This is a genomic window from Rhodococcus sp. 27YEA6, assembly GCF_044908235.1.
Lineage (GTDB): Bacteria > Actinomycetota > Actinomycetes > Mycobacteriales > Mycobacteriaceae > Rhodococcus_F > Rhodococcus_F qingshengii.
The window spans coordinates 249119-270458 of record NZ_JBIYCY010000007.1 but is presented as its reverse complement, the minus strand read 5'-3'; the positions used below and the strand labels follow the sequence as shown (position 1 = coordinate 270458).

General features: G+C 62.3%; 21 protein-coding genes. 10 read left to right on the top strand and 11 right to left on the bottom strand.

From position 1 onward, the window contains the following. The first annotated feature begins 220 nt into the window (after positions 1-220). Positions 221-1618 carry an FAD-dependent oxidoreductase gene (locus ABH939_RS20135; RefSeq protein WP_003944405.1) on the top strand — a complete coding sequence of 466 codons (1398 nt, stop codon included), beginning with the start codon at positions 221-223 and terminating at the stop codon, positions 1616-1618. Between the two features lie 109 nt (positions 1619-1727). Then, entirely contained in the window at positions 1728-2567 is an 840-nt protein-coding gene (locus ABH939_RS20130; protein WP_223304639.1) for an amidohydrolase family protein, read from the top strand. On the opposite strand, the gene ABH939_RS20125 is transcribed toward ABH939_RS20130, so the two are convergent. The 6 genes from ABH939_RS20125 to ABH939_RS20100 all read right to left on the bottom strand — a co-directional run bounded on the left by ABH939_RS20125 (position 2471) and on the right by ABH939_RS20100 (position 6936). Continuing rightward, positions 2471-2953, bottom strand: coding sequence for a DUF456 domain-containing protein (locus ABH939_RS20125; protein WP_019749482.1), 483 nt, complete (start codon positions 2951-2953; stop codon positions 2471-2473). The genes ABH939_RS20130 and ABH939_RS20125 overlap by 97 nt on opposite strands. Further along, entirely contained in the window at positions 2950-4185 is a 1236-nt protein-coding gene (gene purT / locus ABH939_RS20120; protein WP_404650015.1) for a formate-dependent phosphoribosylglycinamide formyltransferase, read from the bottom strand. Before purT ends, ABH939_RS20125 begins: the two co-directional genes overlap by 4 nt. Positions 4186-4225: 40 nt before the next feature. Further along, positions 4226-5731, bottom strand: a complete 1506-nt coding sequence (locus ABH939_RS20115; RefSeq protein ID WP_223304638.1) for a GGDEF domain-containing protein — start codon at positions 5729-5731, stop codon at positions 4226-4228. 240 nt (positions 5732-5971) lie between these two features. Continuing rightward, entirely contained in the window at positions 5972-6118 is a 147-nt protein-coding gene (locus ABH939_RS20110; RefSeq protein WP_007726811.1) for a hypothetical protein, read from the bottom strand. A 362-nt stretch (positions 6119-6480) separates the two neighbouring features. Continuing rightward, positions 6481-6603, bottom strand: coding sequence for a hypothetical protein (locus ABH939_RS20105; protein WP_019749478.1), 123 nt, complete (start codon positions 6601-6603; stop codon positions 6481-6483). Between the two features lie 210 nt (positions 6604-6813). After that, positions 6814-6936: a hypothetical protein gene (locus tag ABH939_RS20100; RefSeq protein WP_003944443.1), complete on the bottom strand. Its 123-nt coding sequence runs from the start codon at positions 6934-6936 to the stop codon at positions 6814-6816. A gap of 320 nt (positions 6937-7256) precedes the next feature. Between ABH939_RS20100 and ABH939_RS20095 the strand changes: the two genes are divergently transcribed. The 3 genes from ABH939_RS20095 to ABH939_RS20085 all read left to right on the top strand — a co-directional run bounded on the left by ABH939_RS20095 (position 7257) and on the right by ABH939_RS20085 (position 12261). Next, positions 7257-8990, top strand: a complete 1734-nt coding sequence (locus ABH939_RS20095; protein WP_007726810.1) for an ABC transporter ATP-binding protein — start codon at positions 7257-7259, stop codon at positions 8988-8990. Further along, entirely contained in the window at positions 8987-11053 is a 2067-nt protein-coding gene (locus tag ABH939_RS20090) for an ABC transporter ATP-binding protein (RefSeq protein ID WP_003944426.1), read from the top strand. The genes ABH939_RS20095 and ABH939_RS20090 overlap by 4 nt, the downstream gene beginning before the upstream one ends. A 107-nt stretch (positions 11054-11160) precedes the next feature. Continuing rightward, entirely contained in the window at positions 11161-12261 is a 1101-nt protein-coding gene (locus ABH939_RS20085; protein ID WP_042924245.1) for a CaiB/BaiF CoA-transferase family protein, read from the top strand. Between the two features lie 60 nt (positions 12262-12321). Here ABH939_RS20085 and ABH939_RS20080 read toward each other — a convergent pair whose 3' ends face one another. Next, positions 12322-13425: a class I SAM-dependent methyltransferase gene (locus ABH939_RS20080; protein WP_404650014.1), complete on the bottom strand. Its 1104-nt coding sequence runs from the start codon at positions 13423-13425 to the stop codon at positions 12322-12324. Positions 13426-13472: 47 nt separating this feature from the next. Next, a complete protein-coding gene (locus ABH939_RS20075; RefSeq protein ID WP_404650012.1) occupies positions 13473-14948 on the bottom strand; it encodes a PLP-dependent aminotransferase family protein in 1476 nt (491 codons plus the stop codon). Positions 14949-15009: 61 nt separating this feature from the next. Between ABH939_RS20075 and ABH939_RS20070 the strand changes: the two genes are divergently transcribed. After that, positions 15010-15240 carry a hypothetical protein gene (locus ABH939_RS20070; protein WP_039972704.1) on the top strand — a complete coding sequence of 77 codons (231 nt, stop codon included), beginning with the start codon at positions 15010-15012 and terminating at the stop codon, positions 15238-15240. Between the two features lie 45 nt (positions 15241-15285). Further along, positions 15286-15756 (top strand): 5' nucleotidase, NT5C type, encoded by a 471-nt coding sequence (locus ABH939_RS20065; RefSeq protein WP_042951097.1) that lies wholly within the window; start codon positions 15286-15288, stop codon positions 15754-15756. A gap of 52 nt (positions 15757-15808) precedes the next feature. Here ABH939_RS20065 and ABH939_RS20060 read toward each other — a convergent pair whose 3' ends face one another. Further along, positions 15809-17098: an adenylosuccinate synthase gene (locus tag ABH939_RS20060; RefSeq protein WP_003944351.1), complete on the bottom strand. Its 1290-nt coding sequence runs from the start codon at positions 17096-17098 to the stop codon at positions 15809-15811. 282 nt (positions 17099-17380) lie between these two features. Between ABH939_RS20060 and ABH939_RS20055 the strand changes: the two genes are divergently transcribed. The 3 genes from ABH939_RS20055 to ABH939_RS20045 all read left to right on the top strand — a co-directional run bounded on the left by ABH939_RS20055 (position 17381) and on the right by ABH939_RS20045 (position 19381). Continuing rightward, on the top strand, positions 17381-18055 hold the full coding sequence (locus tag ABH939_RS20055; protein WP_080961056.1) for a hypothetical protein: 675 nt from the start codon (positions 17381-17383) through the stop codon (positions 18053-18055). Then, on the top strand, positions 18052-18822 hold the full coding sequence (locus ABH939_RS20050) for a site-2 protease family protein (protein ID WP_003944319.1): 771 nt from the start codon (positions 18052-18054) through the stop codon (positions 18820-18822). Before ABH939_RS20055 ends, ABH939_RS20050 begins: the two co-directional genes overlap by 4 nt. 70 nt (positions 18823-18892) lie before the next feature. Beyond that, positions 18893-19381, top strand: a complete 489-nt coding sequence (locus ABH939_RS20045) for a GNAT family N-acetyltransferase (RefSeq protein WP_003944410.1) — start codon at positions 18893-18895, stop codon at positions 19379-19381. Positions 19382-19481: 100 nt separating this feature from the next. On the opposite strand, the gene ABH939_RS20040 is transcribed toward ABH939_RS20045, so the two are convergent. Next, positions 19482-20720 carry a DUF222 domain-containing protein gene (locus ABH939_RS20040; protein WP_404650011.1) on the bottom strand — a complete coding sequence of 413 codons (1239 nt, stop codon included), beginning with the start codon at positions 20718-20720 and terminating at the stop codon, positions 19482-19484. Positions 20721-20812: 92 nt separating this feature from the next. After that, complete coding sequence (locus ABH939_RS20035) at positions 20813-21310, bottom strand: helix-turn-helix domain-containing protein (protein WP_336504948.1); 498 nt, start codon at positions 21308-21310, stop codon at positions 20813-20815. Between the last annotated feature and the right edge of the window lie 30 nt (positions 21311-21340).

Below are 21340 nucleotides of genomic sequence, written 5' to 3'. Positions count from 1 at the left end.
GTCCCCCACAACTAGAAATTGTGGCCCGTCAAGGATCAGGCCCCTACCCCGGATACCCGAGACAACAGGAGAATGGGAGGAAAGAATAGGTTTACCCACAACCGATCGAGTGAGAGTGTGGATCCGTTCGGCCGCAACCGAGGCACTGTGCTTAGGTTCGGCTAAATTGGATACTTGTCGATATGTTGTCCGAACTTCGAAGAAGGTAGCTGTCCTCACGATGACTGACTCCAACCGCCCACTCCGGGTCGCGATCGTCGGCGCCGGCCCCGCCGGCATCTACGCCGCCGACGCCCTCATGAAATCCGACACCGCAGTTTCCGGCCGCGGCGTCAGCATCGACCTCTTCGAGCGCATGCCCGCGCCCTTCGGCCTGATTCGTTACGGCGTCGCGCCCGATCATCCGCGCATCAAGGGCATCATCACCGCCCTGCACAAGGTGCTCGACAAGCCTCAGGTACGCCTGCTCGGCAACATCGACTACGGCACCGACATCACCCTCGACGACCTGCAGTCGTTCTACGACGCGGTCATCTTCTCCACCGGCGCCAACGCCGACCGTGCGCTCGGCATCCCGGGTATCGAACTCGACGGCAGCTACGGCGCGGCCGACTTCGTCTCCTGGTACGACGGCCACCCCGACGTACCGCGTACGTGGCCGCTCGAAGCCGAGAAGGTCGCCGTCCTCGGCGTCGGCAACGTTGCGCTCGACATCGCCCGCGTTCTCGCCAAGACCGGCGACGAACTGCTGCCGACCGAGATCCCCGCCAACGTCTACGAGGGCCTCAAGAACAACAAGGCCGTCGAGGTTCACGTCTTCGGACGCCGCGGCCCGGCCCAGGCCAAGTTCACCCCTCTCGAACTGCGCGAACTCGACCACTCGCCGACCATCGAGGTCATCGTCGACCCCGAGGACATCGACTACGACGAGGGTTCCGAGCAGGCTCGCCGCAACTCCAAGCAGGTCGACATGGTTGCGAATACGCTGCAGGACTGGGCAATTCGCGACGTCGGAGCCCGTCCTCACAAGCTGTTCCTGCACTTCTTCGAATCTCCCACGGAGATCCTCGGTGAAGACGGCAAGGTCGTCGGCCTGCGCACCGAGCGCACTCAGCTCGACGGCACCGGCAACGTCAAGGGCACCGGCACGTACAAGGACTGGGATGTCCAGGCCGTGTACCGCGCCGTCGGTTACCTCTCGCAGAACATCACGCAGTTGCCGTTCGACGACCAGGCCGGCACCGTCCCCAACGACGCCGGACGCGTCGTCGCCGACGACAACGCCGAGGGCGCAGCCCGGTTCATGCCGGCCACCTACGTCACCGGCTGGATCAAGCGCGGCCCCGTCGGCCTCATCGGCCACACCAAGGGCGACGCCAACGAAACCGTCGCGAATCTTCTCGAGGATTCCGTCGACTTCGCGGGCGCCGCGAACCCCGACGAGAACGCAGTCATCGAGTTCCTCGAAGGCAAGCAGGTTCCGTACACGACCTGGCAGGGCTGGTACCGCCTCGACGCGCACGAGCGCAGCCTGGGCGAGCCCGAGGGCCGTGAGCGCATCAAGGTCGTCGAGCGTCACGACATGCTGAAGGCATCCGAGCCCGACCGCGCGAACTGAGTGCGCGGAAGTAACTGAACAGAAGCCCTCCACCGGCCCGACGCGACCCAGGTCACATCGGGCCGGTGGTGTGTGCAGGGACCCAGGGCAACAGGGCAAAATAGACCCCGTGTTTGACGCCCATGTGCATATCATCGACCCGCGCTTCCCGCTGGTCGAGAATCACGGGTACCTGCCTGAGCCCTTCACCGTGGCCGATTACCGGGCCCGGATTGCCTCGCTGAAGGGCCTCAGCGTTGACGGCGGCGCGGTGGTGACCGCGTCGTACCAGGGCAATGACCAGGAATACCTGAAAGCTGCCTTGTCCGAACTCGGCGAAGGCTGGGTGGGCGTCACTGCTTTGCCGCTCGATGCGACGGATGAAGACATCGTTGCCCTGGACGCACTGGGAGTACGTGCCGTCCGGTTCAACCTGCGCCGCGGCGCCACCGACCTGCGTCTGCTCGCCGATCTCGCCAACCGCGCATTCGATCTGGTCGGCTGGCACGCCGAGTTCTACGTCGATGCCACGCTGTTGCTGTCGTTGGAACCGGTCTTCGCCAAATTGCCCGCGGTGAGCATCGACCACTTGGGAATGTCCACCCGCGGACTGCCGTATCTCCTCAACCTCGTCGACCGCGGAGTGCGCGTCAAAGCCACCGGGTTCGGCCGCACCACCATCTCCGACGTCAGCGATGTGCTGCGCCAGATCCACGCGGTCAATCCCGCTGCGCTGATGTTCGGCACCGATCTACCCGGTACACGGGCACGTCGAGCGTTCGAGGTCCACGACCTGGACGTGATCGCCGACGCTGTCGGCGACGACCTGCCCGCGGTCATGTGCGACAACGCCCGCTCCTGGTACCGCTGCGCTCAGGTGAACGCAACGGCTCCCAGCCACAGCCCCGCCGCGATCAGCGCTCCGAACAGTTCCACCAGCATGGACAATCCGACTGCCTTCACCGCGTGAAGCGTCGACGACCAAGCGATGTCGTAACGGCGCAGCCGCGCTAGTTCCGCGAAATACGTTCCGACGATGAATCCCAGGAACAACCCCACGACCGGAATCACGAAGAACCCGATGATGCCGACGACGCCGCCGACCACCACCGACAGGTTGGGCACTCCCCCGGACTTCATCCGCTTGCCCGGCCACGTGTACTTCACGATCCCGGTGACCACCAGTGCCAGCGTGGACAGCGCGAACACCGTCCACGCCGTCGCGCCACCGGTCATGATCGCCCACACTAGAATTGCACCGAAAACAAGAAGCGTCCCCGGGAGAATCGGAACGACGACACCGATCAGACCGACCAGGATGACCAGCCCGACGAGGACCTCGGCCACAGGACTCATCCGACGGGACGCACCTTCGACGCGGCTTCGCGAGCACGGTCGCGTGCAGTAGGCACATCGGCGGCCGTCGACACTGCAACACCCATGCGACGACGCGTGAAGCTCTCCGGCTTGCCGAAGAGTCGCAGGTCCGTCTCGGGAACCGCGAGCGCCTCGGCGACGCCCTCGAATCCGATCCCCTTTGCCTCCACTCCGCCGTAGATCACTGCCGACGCTCCCGGAGAAGTGAGCGTCGTGTCGACCGGCAAGCCCAGGATCGCGCGGGCATGCAGTTCGAACTCCGAAAGTCGCTGCGTCCGCAGAGTCACCAATCCGGTGTCGTGCGGCCGTGGGCTCACTTCGGAGAAGAAGACGTCGTCGCCCTTCACGAATAGCTCGACGCCGAAGATGCCTCGCCCGCCCAGAGCCGTGGTCACCTTCTCGGCGACGTCTCGGGCCGAGGCGAGGGCAACCGCGGACATCTGCTGCGGCTGCCACGATTCGATGTAGTCTCCGGCCTCCTGCAGGTGCCCGATCGGTTCGCAGAACGACGTCTCGACCTGACCGCTCTCACCGACGGCTCGAACTGTCAATTGCGTTATCTCGTAATCGAAATCGACAAAGCCTTCGACGATCACCCGGCCGTGATTCAAACGACCTCCGGCCATCGCGTAATCCCATGCGGCGTCGAGATCTTCGGCGGATCGAACCGTCGACTGTCCCTTCCCCGACGAGGACATGACTGGCTTGATGACGCACGGGAAACCGATTCGGTCTGTCGCTGCCTGCACTTCGGCAAGCGAGTCCGCGAAAGCGTACGGCGAAGTGGGCAGGCCCAACTCCTCGGCCGCGAGCCGACGGATTCCCTCACGGTTCATCGTGAGCTGGGTGGCTCGGGCGGTCGGAATGACCACCGCACCCCCGCGTTCTTCGACGAGTGCAAGCGCATCCGTCGCGATGGCCTCGATCTCGGGAACCACGAAGTGAGGCTTTTCCAACTCGATGACGGCAAGCAGTGCTTCCGGATCGGTCATGTCGACGGTATGAGCACGATGAGCCACCTGGTGCCCAGGGGCATCGGGATACCGATCCACCGCAATCACTTCGACGCCCAGACGCTGCAGCGCGATGACAACTTCCTTACCCAACTCGCCTGATCCCAACATCATCACGCGGATGGAGTTCTCGGTCAGTGGGGTTCCGAATCGGAGCGGAAGCGTCGGCAGGGGCGAAGGCGTCGAATCAAGCTGCATGGGTGCGACTATATGCCAATCCCGATGCAGGTCAGCGCGGTTATCGGCCGTCCACCACACCTTCGCGGCCAAATCCTCGCCGGATCGTTCGGGGTAGCGCAGGTTTGCGATAGGTGTGGGTGGCAGTGTCCGGCTCGGAATTCCGTTGCGGCACGGTGTCGTTGCCGACGCGGTGCACTTTCACGAGGTTGCGCCCAGCACGCTTGGCGTCGTACAGAGCCTCGTCTGCGACGCTCATGAGGGTCGACAGCGCCGGCGTCGCATGATCGACCCACGCGACGCCGACGCTGACGGTGCTCGTCACATCTGATTCGGCCGAGTACTCGACTTGCGCGCCGCGGACCGCCTCGGCGACATCGATTGCTCGCGCGTAGCTGCAGTCCGGAAGCAGAACGGCGAACTCCTCGCCGCCGAGCCTTCCGATCAGATCGCCGTCCGACAATCGGTCAGCGGCCCGCTCGGCGAAGTTCGCGAGAACGCTGTCACCGGTCATATGTCCATGCGTGTCGTTGATGCTCTTGAAGTGGTCCAGGTCGAGCATCAGCAGGCCGACCGGAGATTGTGTGCGAGTCGCGTCGGCAAGTTCCGCTTCCGCGTGGCCGAGGAACGCACCGCGCGAGAGGACCCCGGTCAGATGGTCGAATTCGACGGCAAGGAAGAGCTCACGCTCGGCAGCACGGCGTTCCTCGGTCGCACAGGCAACCGCTATCGGCCCCAACGCGATCAGGGTGACCGCTATGGATGTGATGACGTCCTCGTTCCACGTCGAGGCGGCTTGATCTCCGATGTCGAGTCGACCGCTACCCGCCATCATGAGTGACCACACCGACCAGACCACTGAAACGAAGGCAGTGCTCGGAACCGAGATGCGAGTGGCACACCAGAGGAGAGCTGGAATCGGCAAGACCAGCGCAATCGGCCCTTCGATACTGAGGGCGATCGGCACGCAGGCTGCAGTGGCGAGTAGCGGAACGCTCAGAGCGGCGACAGTTCTGGCGGTCAGTTTCCTGCGGAACTCGGCAAGACTCGATGGGATGGTGAGAGTGAGAATGAGAGGAAGGACCAGCAGGTACGCCATGACCTCGGTGGCACCCCAGTGGAAAAACGTGTCGGCAAAGGACTGACCGCGTAAGAGCCGGTCCAAGGCGCCGGCCGTGGCCGCGGTACCAGTCGCCGCGACGAACGAAACAAAGACCATCCATACCAGCGACTGCGAATCGACCAATCGGAACGGTGTGCGCTTCAAGTAGTACAGAACGAGAACACCGAGCGTCACTCCGGCGAGGTTGGCCCCGTTCAGCTGCAGGGCAAGCGACAGCGAGTTGCCCGTAATCAGGTCAGCGCAGACGTATCCGACGGCCGCGGCGATCCACGTCCGCCATTCGATCAGGACCGGCCATCTGACCATCATTCCAAGCAGAATGGCGTTGGCGCACCAGAAAGTCGCGAGCAAACCTGGTGGGCGCGTGAGGATGCCGATCAACGATGCCGCAAGTACGACGGCCAGCACTAGGAGAAGGCGCAGAAAGCGACTCGTCCCTACCATGCGTCACCTCGCGGTCGGCTACCTCTGAATTCGGGAGCACCGGACGTCGCGGTGACCGTATGCCGATGTCGTCGAACCATCGTACGCAGGTGCTGCCACTCGCAGTTCTGTGTTCACATGCCAAAACGGCAGCTGCGACCATCTCCGCAAACGCGAGTGCCCTCCGGCCACGACAGTGGACAGAGGGCACCTGCATGCAATCCGATCGGCAGAGCCGAATGGACCTGCCGGAAGGGATGACTACTCGGCGGATCCGCTGGACAGACCCGAGAGTGAACCGGTGGACGAGCCCTCGCCCTTGCCGGACAGCGATTCGGTGGGAACGGACTTGAGGAAAGCTCCGAGCGCGGTGAGCAGGGGTCCGAGGGTGCTGAGTGATCCGAACATAGGAGGTTCTCCTGTATGTGAGGTGATGTGATGTTCCAGCGCCATTCCGGCCGCAGGCGGTGGCCGAGATGGTTCGGGAACTTCTGCCGCACGGATGGCTGAACCGCCCCCCGAACAACATCCCGAGCTGTGATGTAGCGCACTTACTTGGCGCTGCCTGCATTTATAGACCGGCTTTCCACACTTGTCTAGCTACCTAATAGCTATCAATGCGGACTTTCGGTCACACCCTTACGGATAATTGCAGTTCAAAGGGCAAATCCACCCTCTAGAATGTCCCATAATGTGATTTAGCTCACAGTGAAAAGCCGAAAAGTGTGACCCGCAGACAACTGCGAGCCACACTTTCGGACAAACTGGACTTACTTATCGGCCGCCGATCCCGTCCCAGGGGTGAGAGAGCCACCACCGAGTGCCGTGAACAGGTCCTTGAGCACCGGAATGAACGTCTTGACGACGCCGCTGAAGTCTTCGAATGAACCCATGTCGGGCCTCCTTTTGTCGGAATGCAGTTGAGATGAAGTGAGGACCGAGAACTACTCGGCGGCCGAACCGGCCGAACCCGAGCCGTCTGCCGATCCCGCGTTCAACTTGGTCACGAATGCAAGAACACTCTTGAGGAAGGCGTCGAGATTCTGAATCGAGGTCATGCGACTACTCCTGTGTTGTTTCGGAAGATTTCTCGAGGTCGAACGTCAGGAGTTCGAGCTCGCGGTGTCCAGCCCCTGAAGGGTTTTGAGCATGTTGACCAGGGGCAGAAGCTGGAGAATGCCCCAGCCCATACCGTTGGCCTTGAGGAGGTTTCCGAGGGATCCCATATGTGACTCCTTGCATGAATATCTATGACGCGGCGCACGTTTTGTTCGCTCCACGTCTTTGTAGCCAAGCTAAATACGTACGTCCAGTTTGTTTCTGTCCAAGCGAAAACGTGACACATTGGATTAATATGTAAACCTGCAGTTCAGGTGCTGTGACCTGAATCCAATCTCGAATTCGAGTGTGTTCGAGATCACAGTCAATTAGGACAAAAGGATGCAATCGTCAGAGTCGGTGCCAACCTCGACCGCGATCTGTCATACCGTGTGCGTGTGATCAATCGCGAACGAGCGGCAACCGAGGCAACTCACCGGGAACCGTCGTGCTAGCAAAACTCCTCAAGACGTACCTGCCGCCGTACCGCTGGTTGCTTGCCGGGGTCCTCGCACTGCAACTCTTCGGGGCCATCGCGTCGTTGGTCCTCCCCACACTCAACGCGCGGATCATCGACGACGGCGTCGCCCGAGGCGACACCGGATTCATCATGTCCACCGGCGGGATCATGCTCCTGGTCTCGCTTGCGTCGATCATCGCGTCGGTCGCATCGACCTATCTGGCTGCAAAATCGTCGATGGGCTTCGGCCACGACGTTCGAGGCGCCTTTTACAAGGCAGTCGGCAGTTTCTCGGATCGCGAATTCAACAGTTTCGGTGCGCCGACGCTGATCACACGCAACACCAACGACGTCCTGCAGATCCAGGCCCTGGTCATGCTGACGTCCTCGATGCTCGTCAGCGCCCCACTTATGTGCATCGGCGGCATCATCATGGCTCTGCGCGAGAACCTGCAGATGTCCTGGCTCCTGACGATTTCGGTACCACTGCTCGGCATCACCGTCTCGGTCGTGGTGGCCAAGCTGATCCCGCATTTCCGGACGATGCAGACGCGGATCGACAACATCAATCGATCACTGCGCGAACAGCTCACCGGTATGCGTGTCATTCGCGCCTTCGTTCGCGAACCCGACGAGACGATCCGCTTCGACAAGGCCAACAAGGAACTGACCGACACTTCGCTCCTCATCGGCCGGTACCAGGCGGTTCTGCTGCCCACCGTCATGTTGATCGCCAACCTGTCGAGCGTGGCGGTCCTGTGGTTCGGCGCGCATCTGGTCGACACCGGGGACATGCAGATCGGACAGATCAGCGCCTTCCTCGCCTACGTCATGCAGATCCTGATGTCGGTGGTCATGGCGACCATGTTGGCCGTCGTGATCCCCCGCGCCGCCGTGTGCGCCGACCGCATCACCGAAGTACTCGACACCGAGGCGACCGTGCCCGCGCCGGCCCAGCCCCTTCGCCCGACCAGCCCATACGGCGTGGTCGAGTTCGGTGGAGCCGGATTCACGTATCCGGGAGCAGAAACGCCGGTTCTGTCGAATGTTTCGATGCGATGCATGCCAGGCACGGTCACCGCGATCGTGGGCAGTACGGGCAGTGGCAAATCGACCCTCGTCTCACTCATCCCCCGGCTCTTCGACGTCACAGCCGGCGCCGTCCTGGTCGACGGCTTGGACGTCCGTGGCTGGGATCAGGACGAACTCTTCGCCAACTTCGGATACGTGCCCCAGAAGGCCTATCTGTTCGCCGGCACGATCGCGAGCAATATCCGCTACGGAAACCCGACCGCCACCGACGACGACATCTGGGCAGCCCTCACCATCGCCCAGGCAGACGACTTCGTCCGGGAACTCTCCGACGGTCTCGAGTCACCGATCGCGCAGGGCGGCGGCAATCTCTCGGGCGGACAGAAACAACGTCTCGCCATCGCCAGAGCGGTGGTCCGCAGACCCCGGATCTTCGTCTTCGACGATTCGTTCTCCGCTCTCGACATGCATACGGACGCCGCGGTCCGACGCGAACTCCGGACGGTTTCGACTCATTCGACGGTCATCATCGTGGCTCAGCGCGTCGCGTCGATCATCGATGCCGACCAGATCATGGTCCTCGAAGACGGTGCGCCGGTCGGCCTCGGCGACCATCAGTTCCTTCTGGCCAACTGTCCGACGTACCAAGAGATCGTGGCTTCCCAGATTCCCGCGGAGATGAGCGCATGACCAGCCCGCAGGACCCGACATGGGGCGGCCCCAACAGCCAGTACTTCGACGATGCCCCGACGGTGGTGTTCGCCAAGATCCCGAGCGAACCTGAATCCGCGGACGGGGATGCGAAGTCGAGTAACCCCGAGACCCCCGACAAAGAGCCGAAGCCCGCGCTGACCGCGACGGACACCAAACCTCGCCACTTCAAGGCGACGATGAAGCGGCTTCTCTCGCTTCTGCAGCCGCACAAGTTTGCAGTCTTCTGTGTCGTCGTTGCGACGATCGCCAGCATCGCGCTGTCGGTCGCAGTGCCGAAAATCCTCGGTCACGCGACAGACCTCATCTTCGCCGGGTTCATCGGCAAGAGCCTGCCCGCCGGACTGACCCGCGAGCAGGCCGCAGACGCCATCCGGGCATCAGGGAATTCGACGTTCGCCGATCTTGTCGCCAACTCGACCGACGTCGTTCCCGGTGTGGGTCTGAACTTCGACGCCATCGGCAAAGTCGTCATGCTCGCGATCGGCGTGTACTTGCTCTCGTCGCTGCTTGCCTGGTTGGAAGCATTCCTCCTCAACATCATCGTCCAGAAGACCATCTACAACCTGCGTGCCTCGGTGGAGGCGAAGCTTCACCGTCTCCCCCTTCCGTATTTCGACAAGACACCGCGCGGCGAGATCCTCAGCCGCGTCACCAACGACATCGACAACATCTCGTCGACGCTGTCGTCGACGTTGACCTCGCTCCTGACGTCGGTGCTCACCGTCCTCGGCGTCCTGACGATGATGTTCGTCATCTCTCCGATGCTCGCCCTGATCGCACTGATCGCGGTGCCGGTATCGGTGCTCCTCGTTGCCAGGGTCGCCAAGCGAGCACAGGTGTTGTACAAGGCTCAGTGGACCGAGACGGGCAAGATCAACGCGCAGATCGAGGAGAACTACAGCGGTCGCGACCTGGTACGCGTGTACGGGCATCAGGCCGAAGCCGAGCGTGAATTCGCCGAGCAGAACAAGAAGCTCCTCGACGCGTCCTTCGGCGCACAGTTCCTCTCCAGCCTGATCATGCCGGTCATGAACTTCGTCGGAAACATCACCTACGTGCTGCTCGCTGTGGTCGGCGCTCTCAAGGTCGCCAGCGGCAACATGTCACTCGGTGACGTTCAGGCCTTCATCGTCTATTCGCGCCAGTTCAGCCAGCCACTGACGCAGATCGCGTCCATGTCGACCAGCCTGCAGTCCGGAGCCGCGTCGGCGGAGCGGGTCTTCGAGCTTCTCGACGAACCCGAGCAGTCGCCCGACATCGACGTGCCGCTCCTCCCCGAGCCCGCCGGACGTCATCGCAACGTCGGTCACATCGAGTTCGAGAACGTCTCGTTCCGGTACGAGCCGGACAAGCCGTTGATCGAGAACGTGTACCTCACGGCCCGGCCCGGGCAGATGGTCGCCATCGTCGGGCCCACCGGTGCCGGCAAGACCACCTTGGTCAACCTGCTCATGCGCTTCTACGAAGTCGACTCCGGCCGAATCACTCTCGACGACGTCGACATCTCGCAGATGCGCCGCTCCGACTTGCGCAAGCACGTCGGCATGGTTCTGCAGGACACCTGGCTCTTCGGCGGCACGATCCGCGACAACATCGCATACGGCCGACTCGACGCCAGCGAATACGAGATTCACGAAGCCGCACGCGCTGCCTTCGTCGACCGCTTCATCCACACCCTCCCGGACGGGTACGACACCGTGCTGGACGAGGAGGCGTCGAACATCAGCTCCGGCGAGAAGCAGCTCATCACGATCGCTCGTGCATTCCTGTCGGAGCCGTCGCTGCTGATTCTCGACGAGGCGACGAGCTCGGTCGACACACGTACGGAACAGCTTGTGCAGCAAGCAATGTCCGCGTTGCGCGTCGGGCGGACCAGCTTCATCATCGCGCACCGGCTCTCCACCATCCGTAACGCCGATCTGATCGTCGTGATGGAGGCGGGCAAGATCGTCGAGCAGGGCACACACGACGAACTCATCGCAGCGGCGGGCGCGTACTTCCGTCTCTACAACGCTCAGTTCGAGGGTGCCGCCGTCTAGTGATCGGCGCCTCCCTCGGCGGACACAGTGCCCCGGAGCACACCTGATCGATTCGACACGTTACCGTCGGGTCAGAAGTGTTGTCACCGTCTGAATTGGGAGTGCGTGTGTCTGCAGAAGCTGTGGAGAAGAAGGGCCCGCTCGCGGGCATTCGGATCGTGGAATTCGCTGGATTGGGACCGGGCCCGCACGCCGCGACACTGTTGGCGGACATGGGCGCCGACATCGTCATCGTGCAGCGCGCAGGGCAGATTCCGCAGGACTCGAACGCAACCGACCAGATCAAGCGCGGCCGCCGCATCGTCGAGGCCAACCTGAAGGACCCGGCCGACGTCGCGAAAGTGCTCGATCTCCTGGGCCGCGCCGACGTCCTCATCGAGGGTTTCCGCCCCGGCGTCATGGAACGCATGGGACTCGGACCCGACGTGGTCTCGGAGCGCAATCCGCGCCTCGTCTACGCCCGTATGACGGGCTGGGGACAGGAAGGACCGCTCGCCAACGCCGCCGGTCACGACATCAACTACATCTCACTGACCGGTGTCCTCAACGCCATCGGACGCAAGGGTGAACGTCCCGTCCCGCCGCTCAACATGGTCGGCGATTTCGGCGGCGGTTCCATGTTCCTGATCTTCGGCATTCTGTCGGCTCTCGTCGAGCGCTCGACGTCCGGTAAGGGCCAGGTCGTCGACGCGGCAATGGTTGACGGAACCCTCGCGCTCTCCCACATGATGTGGGCATTCCGCGGTCGCGGCGTCTGGTCCGACGAGCGCGGCGTCAATCTCCTCGACACCGGCGCTCCGTTCTACGACACCTACGAGACCTCCGACGGCAAGTACATGGCCGTCGGATCCATCGAACCCCAGTTCTACGCATTGCTGCTCGAGGGCCTCGAACTCGATCCCGCGACGCTCCCTCACCAGATGGACACGTCCAAGTGGGACGACATGAAGAAGCTCTTCACCGAAAAGTTCCTGTCCAAGACTCGCGACGAGTGGGCCAAGATCTTCCTCGGCACCGACGCCTGCGTCTCCCCTGTCCTGACTTTCGCCGAGGCTCCGTCCAACGAACACATCGCGGCTCGCGGTTCGCTCATCGAACTGGACGGCGTCACCCAGCATGCTCCCGCACCGCGCTTCTCGCGCACGCCCACCACAACGCCTGCTGCGCCGGCGCGTGAGGCGACGGATATCGATACGGTCTGGACCTAGGGCCTTCGGCCCCTGTGCGCCTTTTTGGTAGTTACTGCAACCAAAAAGGCGCACGGGGCGTCAGCCCAACCTGTAGAACCTGAACATCTCGTGCTCGATCGGCAGCACGTCCACCCGCTCGAAACCTGCCGCCTTGGCATAGCTTTCGAGTGTCGAGTGCCTCATCACCGTCCCGGTGGCAATGCTCCCCGGATGCGAAAGACTGTCCGGTAAGCAGCAGGTCAGCGAAAATCCGTACAGCAATTGCTCGATCGGGCCCGCCTCGGGATCGAACTCATCCGCCGTTCGTTCGTCCATCACGATCACCGGAGCGCCCGGCTGGGCAATCGCCCGAGCCGTGGAAAGAAAACCCACCGGATCCGGAACGTCGTGAAGGCACTCGAAAGCGAAGACGGCATCGTAGGTCCCGGCATCGGCTCGCCCGGCCTCAGGAGCCTGTCCGGCGACGTCGACCAACGAGAAATGCACGCGGTCGTCCACCCCCCGATCATGAGCGTTACGACGGGCAGCATTCACCGACGCCGCGTCGACGTCGAAGCCGTGCACTTCGATCTTCGGGTATCCGAGGGCGAGCGCGATCGACGACCAGCCCTCCCCCATCCCGAGATCAGCGACCTGCCCGCCGTCCGAAAGTGTGGCGTGCAGGTCGGTGACTACCGGCAGAAACTGCTGACAGAGCTGATGGAGATACATCGGCCGATTCAGTAGCGCCTGACCCTCGCGAGCATCGGGGCCCATCGATTCCCACGTGACTCCCCCACCGTGACGATAAGCGTCGAGTAGACGTGGCATCGACGATGTCGTCGCGACGAACAGCCTGGCCAGCGGCGCCAGGAAAAGTAGGTTCTCGTCGTCGACCAGAACATCGGCGTGGGCCTGCGGCAGGCTGTACCGGCAATCGGCATCCGAATTGACGTCCACATAACCGGCGACGGCCTGCTGCTCGAGCCACTCCCGCGCATATCTTTCGACGGTCCCTGTCCGGTCCGCCAGCTCCGTCGACGTGAGCGGGCCGTGATCGCTCAGCGCGCGGTACCAGCCCAACCGGTCGCCCAGATACACGGCCTGCAGCTCCGATGCCCCGAGCGTGGCCGCGAACAATCGTTCTGCGAGCGCTTCCGCCGCACTGGTTCCCGCTGCGCCTGTACCGTCTACCGCCGTCATGCCCTACCTCCTGGTTTCACACCACTTTCAGGGTGTGTACCCAGTTCTCAGACGACGACCATTCGTTGGTCTGCCGTGTCGCGATCCGTCGCGAGAGTGTCGTACGCAGCGGCGATGGACGCAACGCCGCGAATGAGGTCCTCGGGAGAACGTGCGTACGGCACGCGGATGAATCGTTCGAACGCACCTTCGACGCCGAAACGGGGGCCGGCAGCAAGGAGTACGCCGAAGTTGGGTGCCACCGCCGCCAACGCCGTCGAGACGGGCGCGGACATTCGCATCCAGACCGACATTCCGCCGGAACCGATGGTGGGACGCCAGTCCGGCAGATGCTCGGCCACCGCACCGAGGAGTACCGCACGCTGTTCTCGCAGAACTTCGCGACGCTGTTCGAGCAACGAGCGGTCGTCGGCGAGCAAGTAGGCGGCTGCCAACTGATCCATGACGGGAGTACCGAGGTCGACCGCGGCACGCGCCCCCACCAACTGGGTGATGAGCGCGCCATCGGCGCGAATCCAACCGACACGTAGCCCGCCCCACAGCGACTTCGCGGTCGAACCGAGCGTCACCACTTCGGTTTTCGCTGCGCCTCGCCCATGTGAGGCGACCGGCGCCGGCGGTGGTGTGTCGAGCCACAGATCCACCATCGTCTCGTCGACGACCAGAGTCATTCGCGTTTCGTGCGCAATCTTCGCAAGCTCGGCGCGGCCGGAAGAGTCCATGCAGAGGCCGGTCGGGTTGTGAAAGTCGGGGATCAGGTATGCCATTCTGGCAGCGGTTTGCCTTGCTGCACTACGAATCCCGTCGAGATCCCAGGCTCCGGCTGCCGCGAACTCCGGTCGGACCGGAACCGGTACGGGCCGAGCGCCGTTTCGCCGAATCGCTTCCAGCGCATTGGGGTACGTCGGATGATCGACCAGCACTCGCTCGCCGGGTGAGGTGAGCACCGACAGCAACAATCGAAGCGCGTGCTGCGCACCCGAGGTCACCATGATCTGTTCGGCGGTGGTGGGAAGACCCCGCGCCGTGTAGCGCTGCGCGATCACGTCACGCAAGTCGGCGATCCCGACCGGTTCCATCCCGTGTGTGGGAAGGAAGTTCGGAAGTTCCTGCAGCGCAGACGCATACGCCAGTTCGACCTGAGCGGCGGGAGCTGCCATCGCCGCGTAACTTAGGTCGACGACGGGTCCACTCGGCCCGGGTTGATGGGAGCGGAACATCAACCCGTTCGGCCGCGCGCCGGCAGGCAATGCCACGGTGCTTCGCGACCCCTGCCTGCTGATCAGGTACCCCTCGTCTCGCAGCACCGAGTACGACGACGTGATCGTGGTTCGACTGAGTTCGAGTACCGCCGCAAGTTCACGCTCACTCGGCAGTGCGACTCCCAGCGGAACGCGACCGTCGTGCACGAGCAGGCGGATACCGTCGGCAAGCGCACGGTACGCGGGCCTGCGTCCGGACTCTTCCTGCCAGGATCCCAGATCGCGCGCGAGCGAACGGGCACCGAGAACTCGAGTCATCATGCAGTCCAGTATCGACAACTTGGCTATGTAACTCAATACCAGTCGAGTTGATCATATGTCCATGACTACCTTCGCAACCCTGATCGGCATCGGACTCTTCGTGGCACTCGTCTACTTCTTCGCGCCCGCCGAAGGTGAAGGTACATACATTCGGTTGGAGCAGTTTCGCCTGGCAGCACCCCTCGGCGGCATCTTCCACGACAAGACATCAGACCGCGAGAACGACGCTGTCAGATCCCCGTGCGATTGTGATCAGGGGGAAGAATTCACTGATCTCAGTCCAGTTGCGTAAAACTGGACTCTTTTCGCACTCAGAAAGTCTCCAGAGAGGGTTCCCATGCCGGCTTCCAAAAAGATTCTCTATATCGATCTCGACAACACCTTGGTCAACTTCCAGTCGGGCATCGATCGCCTGACCGACGGCGTCCGAGAGAAGTACAAGAACGACCTCGACGAAGCGCCGCACATCTTCTCTCGCATGGATCCTCTCGACGGCGCTATCGACGCCTACCACCAACTGGCACAGCAGTTCGACACCTACATCCTCTCGACAGCGCCGTGGAAGAACGCCACAGCCTGGCACGACAAGGTTCTGTGGGTCCAAGAGCACCTCGGAATGGAGGAAGGCAGCGTCGCGTACAAACGACTGATCCTCTCGCACCACAAGCACCTCAATCGAGGCGACTACCTCGTCGACGACCGCGGAGCAAACGGAGCAGATCGATTCGAGGGTGAGTGGATCAAGTTCGGCAGCACCAAGTTTCCCGACTGGAAGACCGTCACCGCACACTTGTCGAAGCTGGCTTGAAATACGAAATCCCCGCTCATGCTTGCATGAGCGGGGATTTCGAGGGAACAAACTAGCGGACGATCTCGCGCCGGACGATCGTCTCGTCGCGGCCGGGGCCGACACCGATGCAGGAGATGAACGCACCCGAAAGCTCTTCGAGACGAAGCACGTAGTTCTGCGCATTCTGCGGCAGTTCCTCGAAGGTGCGAGCCTCCGAGATGTCTTCCCACCAGCCGGGCATCTCTTCGTAGATGGGCTTGGCGTGGTGAATGTCGCTCTGTGACATCGGCATTTCGTCGTGGCGGACACCATCCACCTCGTACGCGACACAGATCGGCACGGTGTCGAGGCTGCTCAGCACGTCCAGCTTGGTGAGGAAGTAGTCGGTGATGCCGTTGACGCGCGTCGCGTAACGCGCGATGACAGCGTCGAACCATCCCGTACGACGAGCGCGTCCGGTGGTGACACCGACCTCGCCGCCCTGCTTCGCCAGGTATGCGCCGTGATCGTCGAACAGCTCCGTCGGGAACGGACCGGAACCGACACGCGTCGTGTACGCCTTCAGGATGCCGAGCACTGTGGTGATCTTGGTGGGACCGATTCCCGAACCGACCGCCGCACCACCCGAAGTGGGGTTGGACGAGGTCACGTACGGGTACGTGCCGTGGTCGACGTCCAGCAGAGTGCCCTGCGAACCTTCGAGCAGAACGGTCTCGCCGCGCTCGAGGGCGAGGTTGAGCTCCAGGCGCGTGTCCGAGATGCGGTGCTTGAAACCCTCGGCCTGCGTCAGTACCTCTTCGACGACCTGCTGCGGGTCGAGTGCCTTGCGGTTGTAGATCTTGACCAGCACCTGGTTCTTGAATTCGAGTGCTGCTTCGACCTTCTGGGTCAGGATCTTCTCGTCAAGGACGTCCGCGGCACGGACACCGACACGGGCGATCTTGTCCTGGTAGCACGGGCCGATACCGCGGCCGGTCGTGCCGATCTTCTTCGCTCCCAGGAAGCGTTCGGTGACCTTGTCGATGGCCACGTGGTACGGCATGATCAGGTGCGCATCAGCAGAAAGCAGCAGGCGGGACGTGTCCACGCCGCGCTCTTCCAGGCCTGCCAATTCGGTCAACAACACACCCGGGTCGACGACGACACCGTTACCGATGACGTTGTTGACGGCGGGGGTGAGGATTCCGGACGGGATGAGGTGCAGTGCGAACTTGTCACCGTTCGGCAGAACCACGGTGTGTCCGGCGTTGTTACCGCCCTGGTATCGCACGACCCACTGAAGCTGCTCGCCCAGTAGATCTGTAGCTTTGCCCTTACCTTCGTCGCCCCACTGGGCGCCGATCAGGACGATTGCCGGCATGACGTTGTCTCCTACGGTCGACGTGCAGCAGTTGTCCCGCCGCATTGGTACTGCCTGGCTTCCGCGCACATGATGCAGCGCCGAACTGTTGCAGTGACCGAAGGAGCAGTCTAGCCCAGAGCATCAGACCAGACCTGACGGTCCAGAATTTGGCCGGTGACCATCACGATTGCGAGTCGACACAGAGACTCGCACTAAGATCGTCGGCAGTGATTCGGACGGCCATTTCGGGGAAGGGTGGCGAGGTCCCACTACCCGAGAAGAAGTCTGATCGAGCTAGGAGTGGCTTTGACCCCTGTGGTGCTCAAATGTGGCGATTCGCCGGTTCCACTCCCCCTGGGTGAACTCACGTCGTTCACTGTCCCCGAGCTTCCGGAGAAGCAAGACTTCGACGAGGCACTGTCCCAACTGCAGGTCGTGACGGAGCCGCGTTTGATCGTCGTGGGCAACGACGGCGCGTTTGCCGCGGCATTGACGCGGTTGATGCGATTGGAGCGACTCAACGTCGAACTCGCCTACGTCACCGAGAACAGGTCCGACGCAACCGACGCGTACAAACTCGCGACCGGTGCACGAGCTGCGCGCACGGCCTTGAAAGGCACAGTCCACACCGTGCCGCTCATTCGCGACGACGCTGGAATCGCGCTGGTAGGTGCAGCAACTGTCACGGGTCCGGCGGATGCAGACGAACTGATCGGCGAGGCCTACGTCGACGACAACAAGCTGTTCTCCGGCACAGTCCCCGGCATCCGGATAGTGCCGAGCCCCAAGCTCCCCGGGATCAAGGCATCAGTCGACCGCAAGAGCCGCTGGAGCGGGCGACGCTGGCTGGAAGGCCGAGCCATTCAACTGGGCTCGCCGGCAGCGCGACTGGTTCGCGACGGGGTGGCCAACCCACGCGATCTGAAGCGTTCGACCTTCTACCGGCACGACAAGACTTGGTTGTTGGTCAGGTGAGAACCGGAGCAGCACGGTCGGCGGTTCGGCCGAGCCCTGTCTTCCTCGGCGTCGTTGCGATCACTGTCATCGCCGGAATCGTCGCTTGGAACTCGACGTGGGGTTCCATCGCGGGCCGCGCGGGTGTTTTTGTCCTCGTGGTTGCCGGCTGGGTGGTCACGCTCTGCTTGCACGAATTCGCGCATGCCTATCTGGCGTGGCGTCATGGAGACACCGACGTCGAGGCTCGTGGCTACCTGACGCTCAACCCGCTCAAGTACAGCCATCCGATGCTCTCGATCGGTCTGCCGGTGCTGTTCATCGCGTTGGGCGGCATCGGGCTTCCCGGCGGCGCCGTGTACCTGCGCACCGGGATGTTCCCGCCCAAGGTGCAGGCCCGAATATCGCTCGCCGGTCCGTTCACGAATGCCGTCGCCGCCGTGATCCTCCTCGTCGTCATACGTACGTACGGCTCATCGGCCGAGCATCTGACGTTCTGGGCCGGCCTCAGTTTCCTGGCCTTCTTGCAGGTCATGGCAACAGTTTTGAACCTGCTCCCAGTCCCGGGTCTGGACGGTTACAACGCGCTGGAGCCCTACCTCGCACCCAATACACGGCACCAACTCGACCAGTTCAAGCCGTACGGACTGCTCCTGCTGGTTGCGCTCCTGTTCGTCCCACAGATCAATGTCGTCTTCTTCGACGCGATCTACTGGATCTTCGAATTGAGCGGTGTGTCCGACTACTACGCCATGCTCGGTAACGCCCTCATGCGTTTTTGGACGTGATCGAGTGCGCTGGAGGAGACTCGTGAGAGTCTGACATTTCAGACATTCATTCTTCTTCAGGGGAGCATCGATGATTGCGACGTCATTTCAGTCCGGCGGAGTGGAGTACACCCTCACGCGGGCCGAGATTCGACACGTGGAGGCACTGATCGACTTGCTCGCCGACGACCCGATCGGCAGCACCCGGGAGACGACCAACCCCGAAGCCCGAACGATCTACGAGGACGCGTTCAAGCGAATCGACGAGGATCCGGCTCAACTTCTCGTCACCGTTCTGGTCGGCGACGCGGTAGTCGGCACAATGCAATTGACCTTCATTCCGGGTATGAGCCGGATGGGTGCCACGCGACTGCAGATCGAAGCTGTTCGCGTCCACGAGGAATACCGAAGTAAAGGCATCGGCAGTTCGATGATCCGTTGGGCCTGCGAAGAAGGTGCCCGGCGCGGCGCGTTCCTGGCGCAGCTCACTTCGGATCAAACTCGCAAGGAAGCTCACGACTTCTACGAGCGACTCGGATTTGTGGCCTCCCATGTCGGGTTCAAGAAGTCACTGAGCTGACGCCCTGCCACAAAACTCCCAAACGCGGGGACTCCCAAACGCGAGCTCGAGCACCGGGGCATGGTTGTGCCCCGGTGCTCACGTCTTCAGTTGTCGCGATTCACGCCGCGGTGGGCGGACTGTTCCCGCCGATGGGCCGCTGGAACGGATCAATCGACATCGGTGGATAGAACACTGTTTTTCGGTCGGGGCCGATCTCGACCCGCCATTCGGTGTGGTGCAGCGTTCGATGATGATGACCGCACAACAAGATCAGATTGTCGAGATCTGTTGGGCCACCATCGTTCCAGTGAACAATATGATGGGCATCGCACCACCCCGACGGTGTCCCGCACCCCGGAAACGCGCAACCACCATCACGAACCGCCAACGCCCGCCGCTGCGGAACCGTCGCCGTTCTCGCTTCCTTGCCGCAGTCGAGCGGAACACCATTCTCGTCCAACAAAATCCGCGTCACGGTGCAGTCGCACGCCAACATCCGCGCGGTATCGATACTGATGGGGCCCACCCAATCCGCCCACGCGAAACCCAGTTCCTCGGTGGACGGCAACAGGTCTTTCAGAACTTTAAGGTCCGTCATATCTTTTGCCGACGCGGTCACCGTGATGTGCGGTTTCACTCCGCCTTCGATCGGACCCAACCCCGCCCGCTCGTACCGCTGCAGTAAATCGCAGAACCCATCCGCACGCCGTAATGCAGGCGTGCGTGTGTCCTTCACGCCGTCTTTTTCCGGTGTCGGCGCAGACAGGCTCGACAACAACGTGATCAACCGGGCCCCGTTCACAGCATCCAGATCACCCTTCACGGTCACCCGCCCGTACAAGCCTTTCGAGGCGTAGAACTCGTTGCGCTCCGAATCCTCACCCACCGGGACGCCGTCCTCACGCCTGCCGTACTGCTTCTCGATCCGCCGGATCGCCACTCGCACCGCATCACAATCCGCAATGTTCTTCGACGCCAGGCCCAACAGGATCCCGCGAGCCGTCTCCACGTCCGCCGGCGTCATGTTCTTCGGCGGATGCTGACAGAACGACGCCACCTGCCGCGCCTTCAACGCATCCACGTCACCACGGTGAAACGCATCGCCGACAACAGGTTCGAGCATCAACAACCGCGCCAACCCGACCAGCAGACTGCACTCACCGATCTCCAGATTCGTCGAACCATGCAACCACTGTGCGATCGCCCGAAAACCCTTCCCGCCGAGAACCTCACGGGAAAACATCTCCACGATCAGCAACACCATCCGCGACTGCAACTCGTGTCGGGCGCGCACCAGATCCAGAACCTCACCCTTGAGGTCCTCGCTATCCAGTTGCCATGCTTCCCGACTGTCCATGCTCAAAGTTTAATCGAACATACTTTCGATAACCAGAGACAAACCGGACAACTTCAAGAAGACCTACACTCGAGAGCTGTTGAGATGCATCGCTATTCGCGCAACCGCCGACGCGATTCGTTGACAGAGACTCGCAACCCCCCCAAAGGCACTTCACGACCCGACTCACTGCGCACCTCGACGCGAACGCGCTCACCAGTAGCGTCGTCGGCCACCTCCAACGGTCCACCTTTTCCGCCGTGCAGATACTTGTCGCCCCACTGCATCAGCGCGAGAACCGCCGGCAGCAGGTCACGGCCCTTCTCGGTGAGCACATACTCGTGCCGCGTCCGCTTTCCAGGCTCCTTGTACGGCACACGCTCGAACAGTCCCGCCTCAGTGAGTTCTTTCAGCCTCGCCGACGCAACCGCCTCAGTGATGCCGACTCGCGACGCGAAGTCGTCGAAACGCGTTGTGCCGTAATAGGCCTCTCGCAGAATGAGCATCGCGGATCGAGTGCCGACCACTTCCATGGCCCGCCCGATCGAACAGTGCGTGGCCCGCCAGGCGTCGCGATCTTCGAGCACTCCGGTCAGTCGTACAGCGTCCATGCAATTCACCATACCCCCTGGCTTGCCATA

Coding starts and splice junctions, on each gene's coding strand:
- ABH939_RS20045 (WP_003944410.1), top strand. CDS start 18,893: ATGATTGCGACGTCATTTCAGTCCGGCGGAGTGGAGTACACCCTCACG.
- ABH939_RS20060 (WP_003944351.1), bottom strand. CDS start 17,098: ATGCCGGCAATCGTCCTGATCGGCGCCCAGTGGGGCGACGAAGGTAAG.
- purT (WP_404650015.1), bottom strand. CDS start 4,185: ATGCAGCTTGATTCGACGCCTTCGCCCCTGCCGACGCTTCCGCTCCGA.
- ABH939_RS20080 (WP_404650014.1), bottom strand. CDS start 13,425: ATGACGGCGGTAGACGGTACAGGCGCAGCGGGAACCAGTGCGGCGGAA.
- ABH939_RS20040 (WP_404650011.1), bottom strand. CDS start 20,720: ATGGACAGTCGGGAAGCATGGCAACTGGATAGCGAGGACCTCAAGGGT.
- ABH939_RS20115 (WP_223304638.1), bottom strand. CDS start 5,731: ATGGTAGGGACGAGTCGCTTTCTGCGCCTTCTCCTAGTGCTGGCCGTC.
- ABH939_RS20125 (WP_019749482.1), bottom strand. CDS start 2,953: ATGAGTCCTGTGGCCGAGGTCCTCGTCGGGCTGGTCATCCTGGTCGGT.
- ABH939_RS20075 (WP_404650012.1), bottom strand. CDS start 14,948: ATGATGACTCGAGTTCTCGGTGCCCGTTCGCTCGCGCGCGATCTGGGA.
- ABH939_RS20135 (WP_003944405.1), top strand. CDS start 221: ATGACTGACTCCAACCGCCCACTCCGGGTCGCGATCGTCGGCGCCGGC.
- ABH939_RS20100 (WP_003944443.1), bottom strand. CDS start 6,936: ATGGGATCCCTCGGAAACCTCCTCAAGGCCAACGGTATGGGCTGGGGC.
- ABH939_RS20065 (WP_042951097.1), top strand. CDS start 15,286: ATGCCGGCTTCCAAAAAGATTCTCTATATCGATCTCGACAACACCTTG.
- ABH939_RS20105 (WP_019749478.1), bottom strand. CDS start 6,603: ATGGGTTCATTCGAAGACTTCAGCGGCGTCGTCAAGACGTTCATTCCG.
- ABH939_RS20035 (WP_336504948.1), bottom strand. CDS start 21,310: ATGGACGCTGTACGACTGACCGGAGTGCTCGAAGATCGCGACGCCTGG.
- ABH939_RS20070 (WP_039972704.1), top strand. CDS start 15,010: ATGACTACCTTCGCAACCCTGATCGGCATCGGACTCTTCGTGGCACTC.
- ABH939_RS20110 (WP_007726811.1), bottom strand. CDS start 6,118: ATGTTCGGATCACTCAGCACCCTCGGACCCCTGCTCACCGCGCTCGGA.
- ABH939_RS20090 (WP_003944426.1), top strand. CDS start 8,987: ATGACCAGCCCGCAGGACCCGACATGGGGCGGCCCCAACAGCCAGTAC.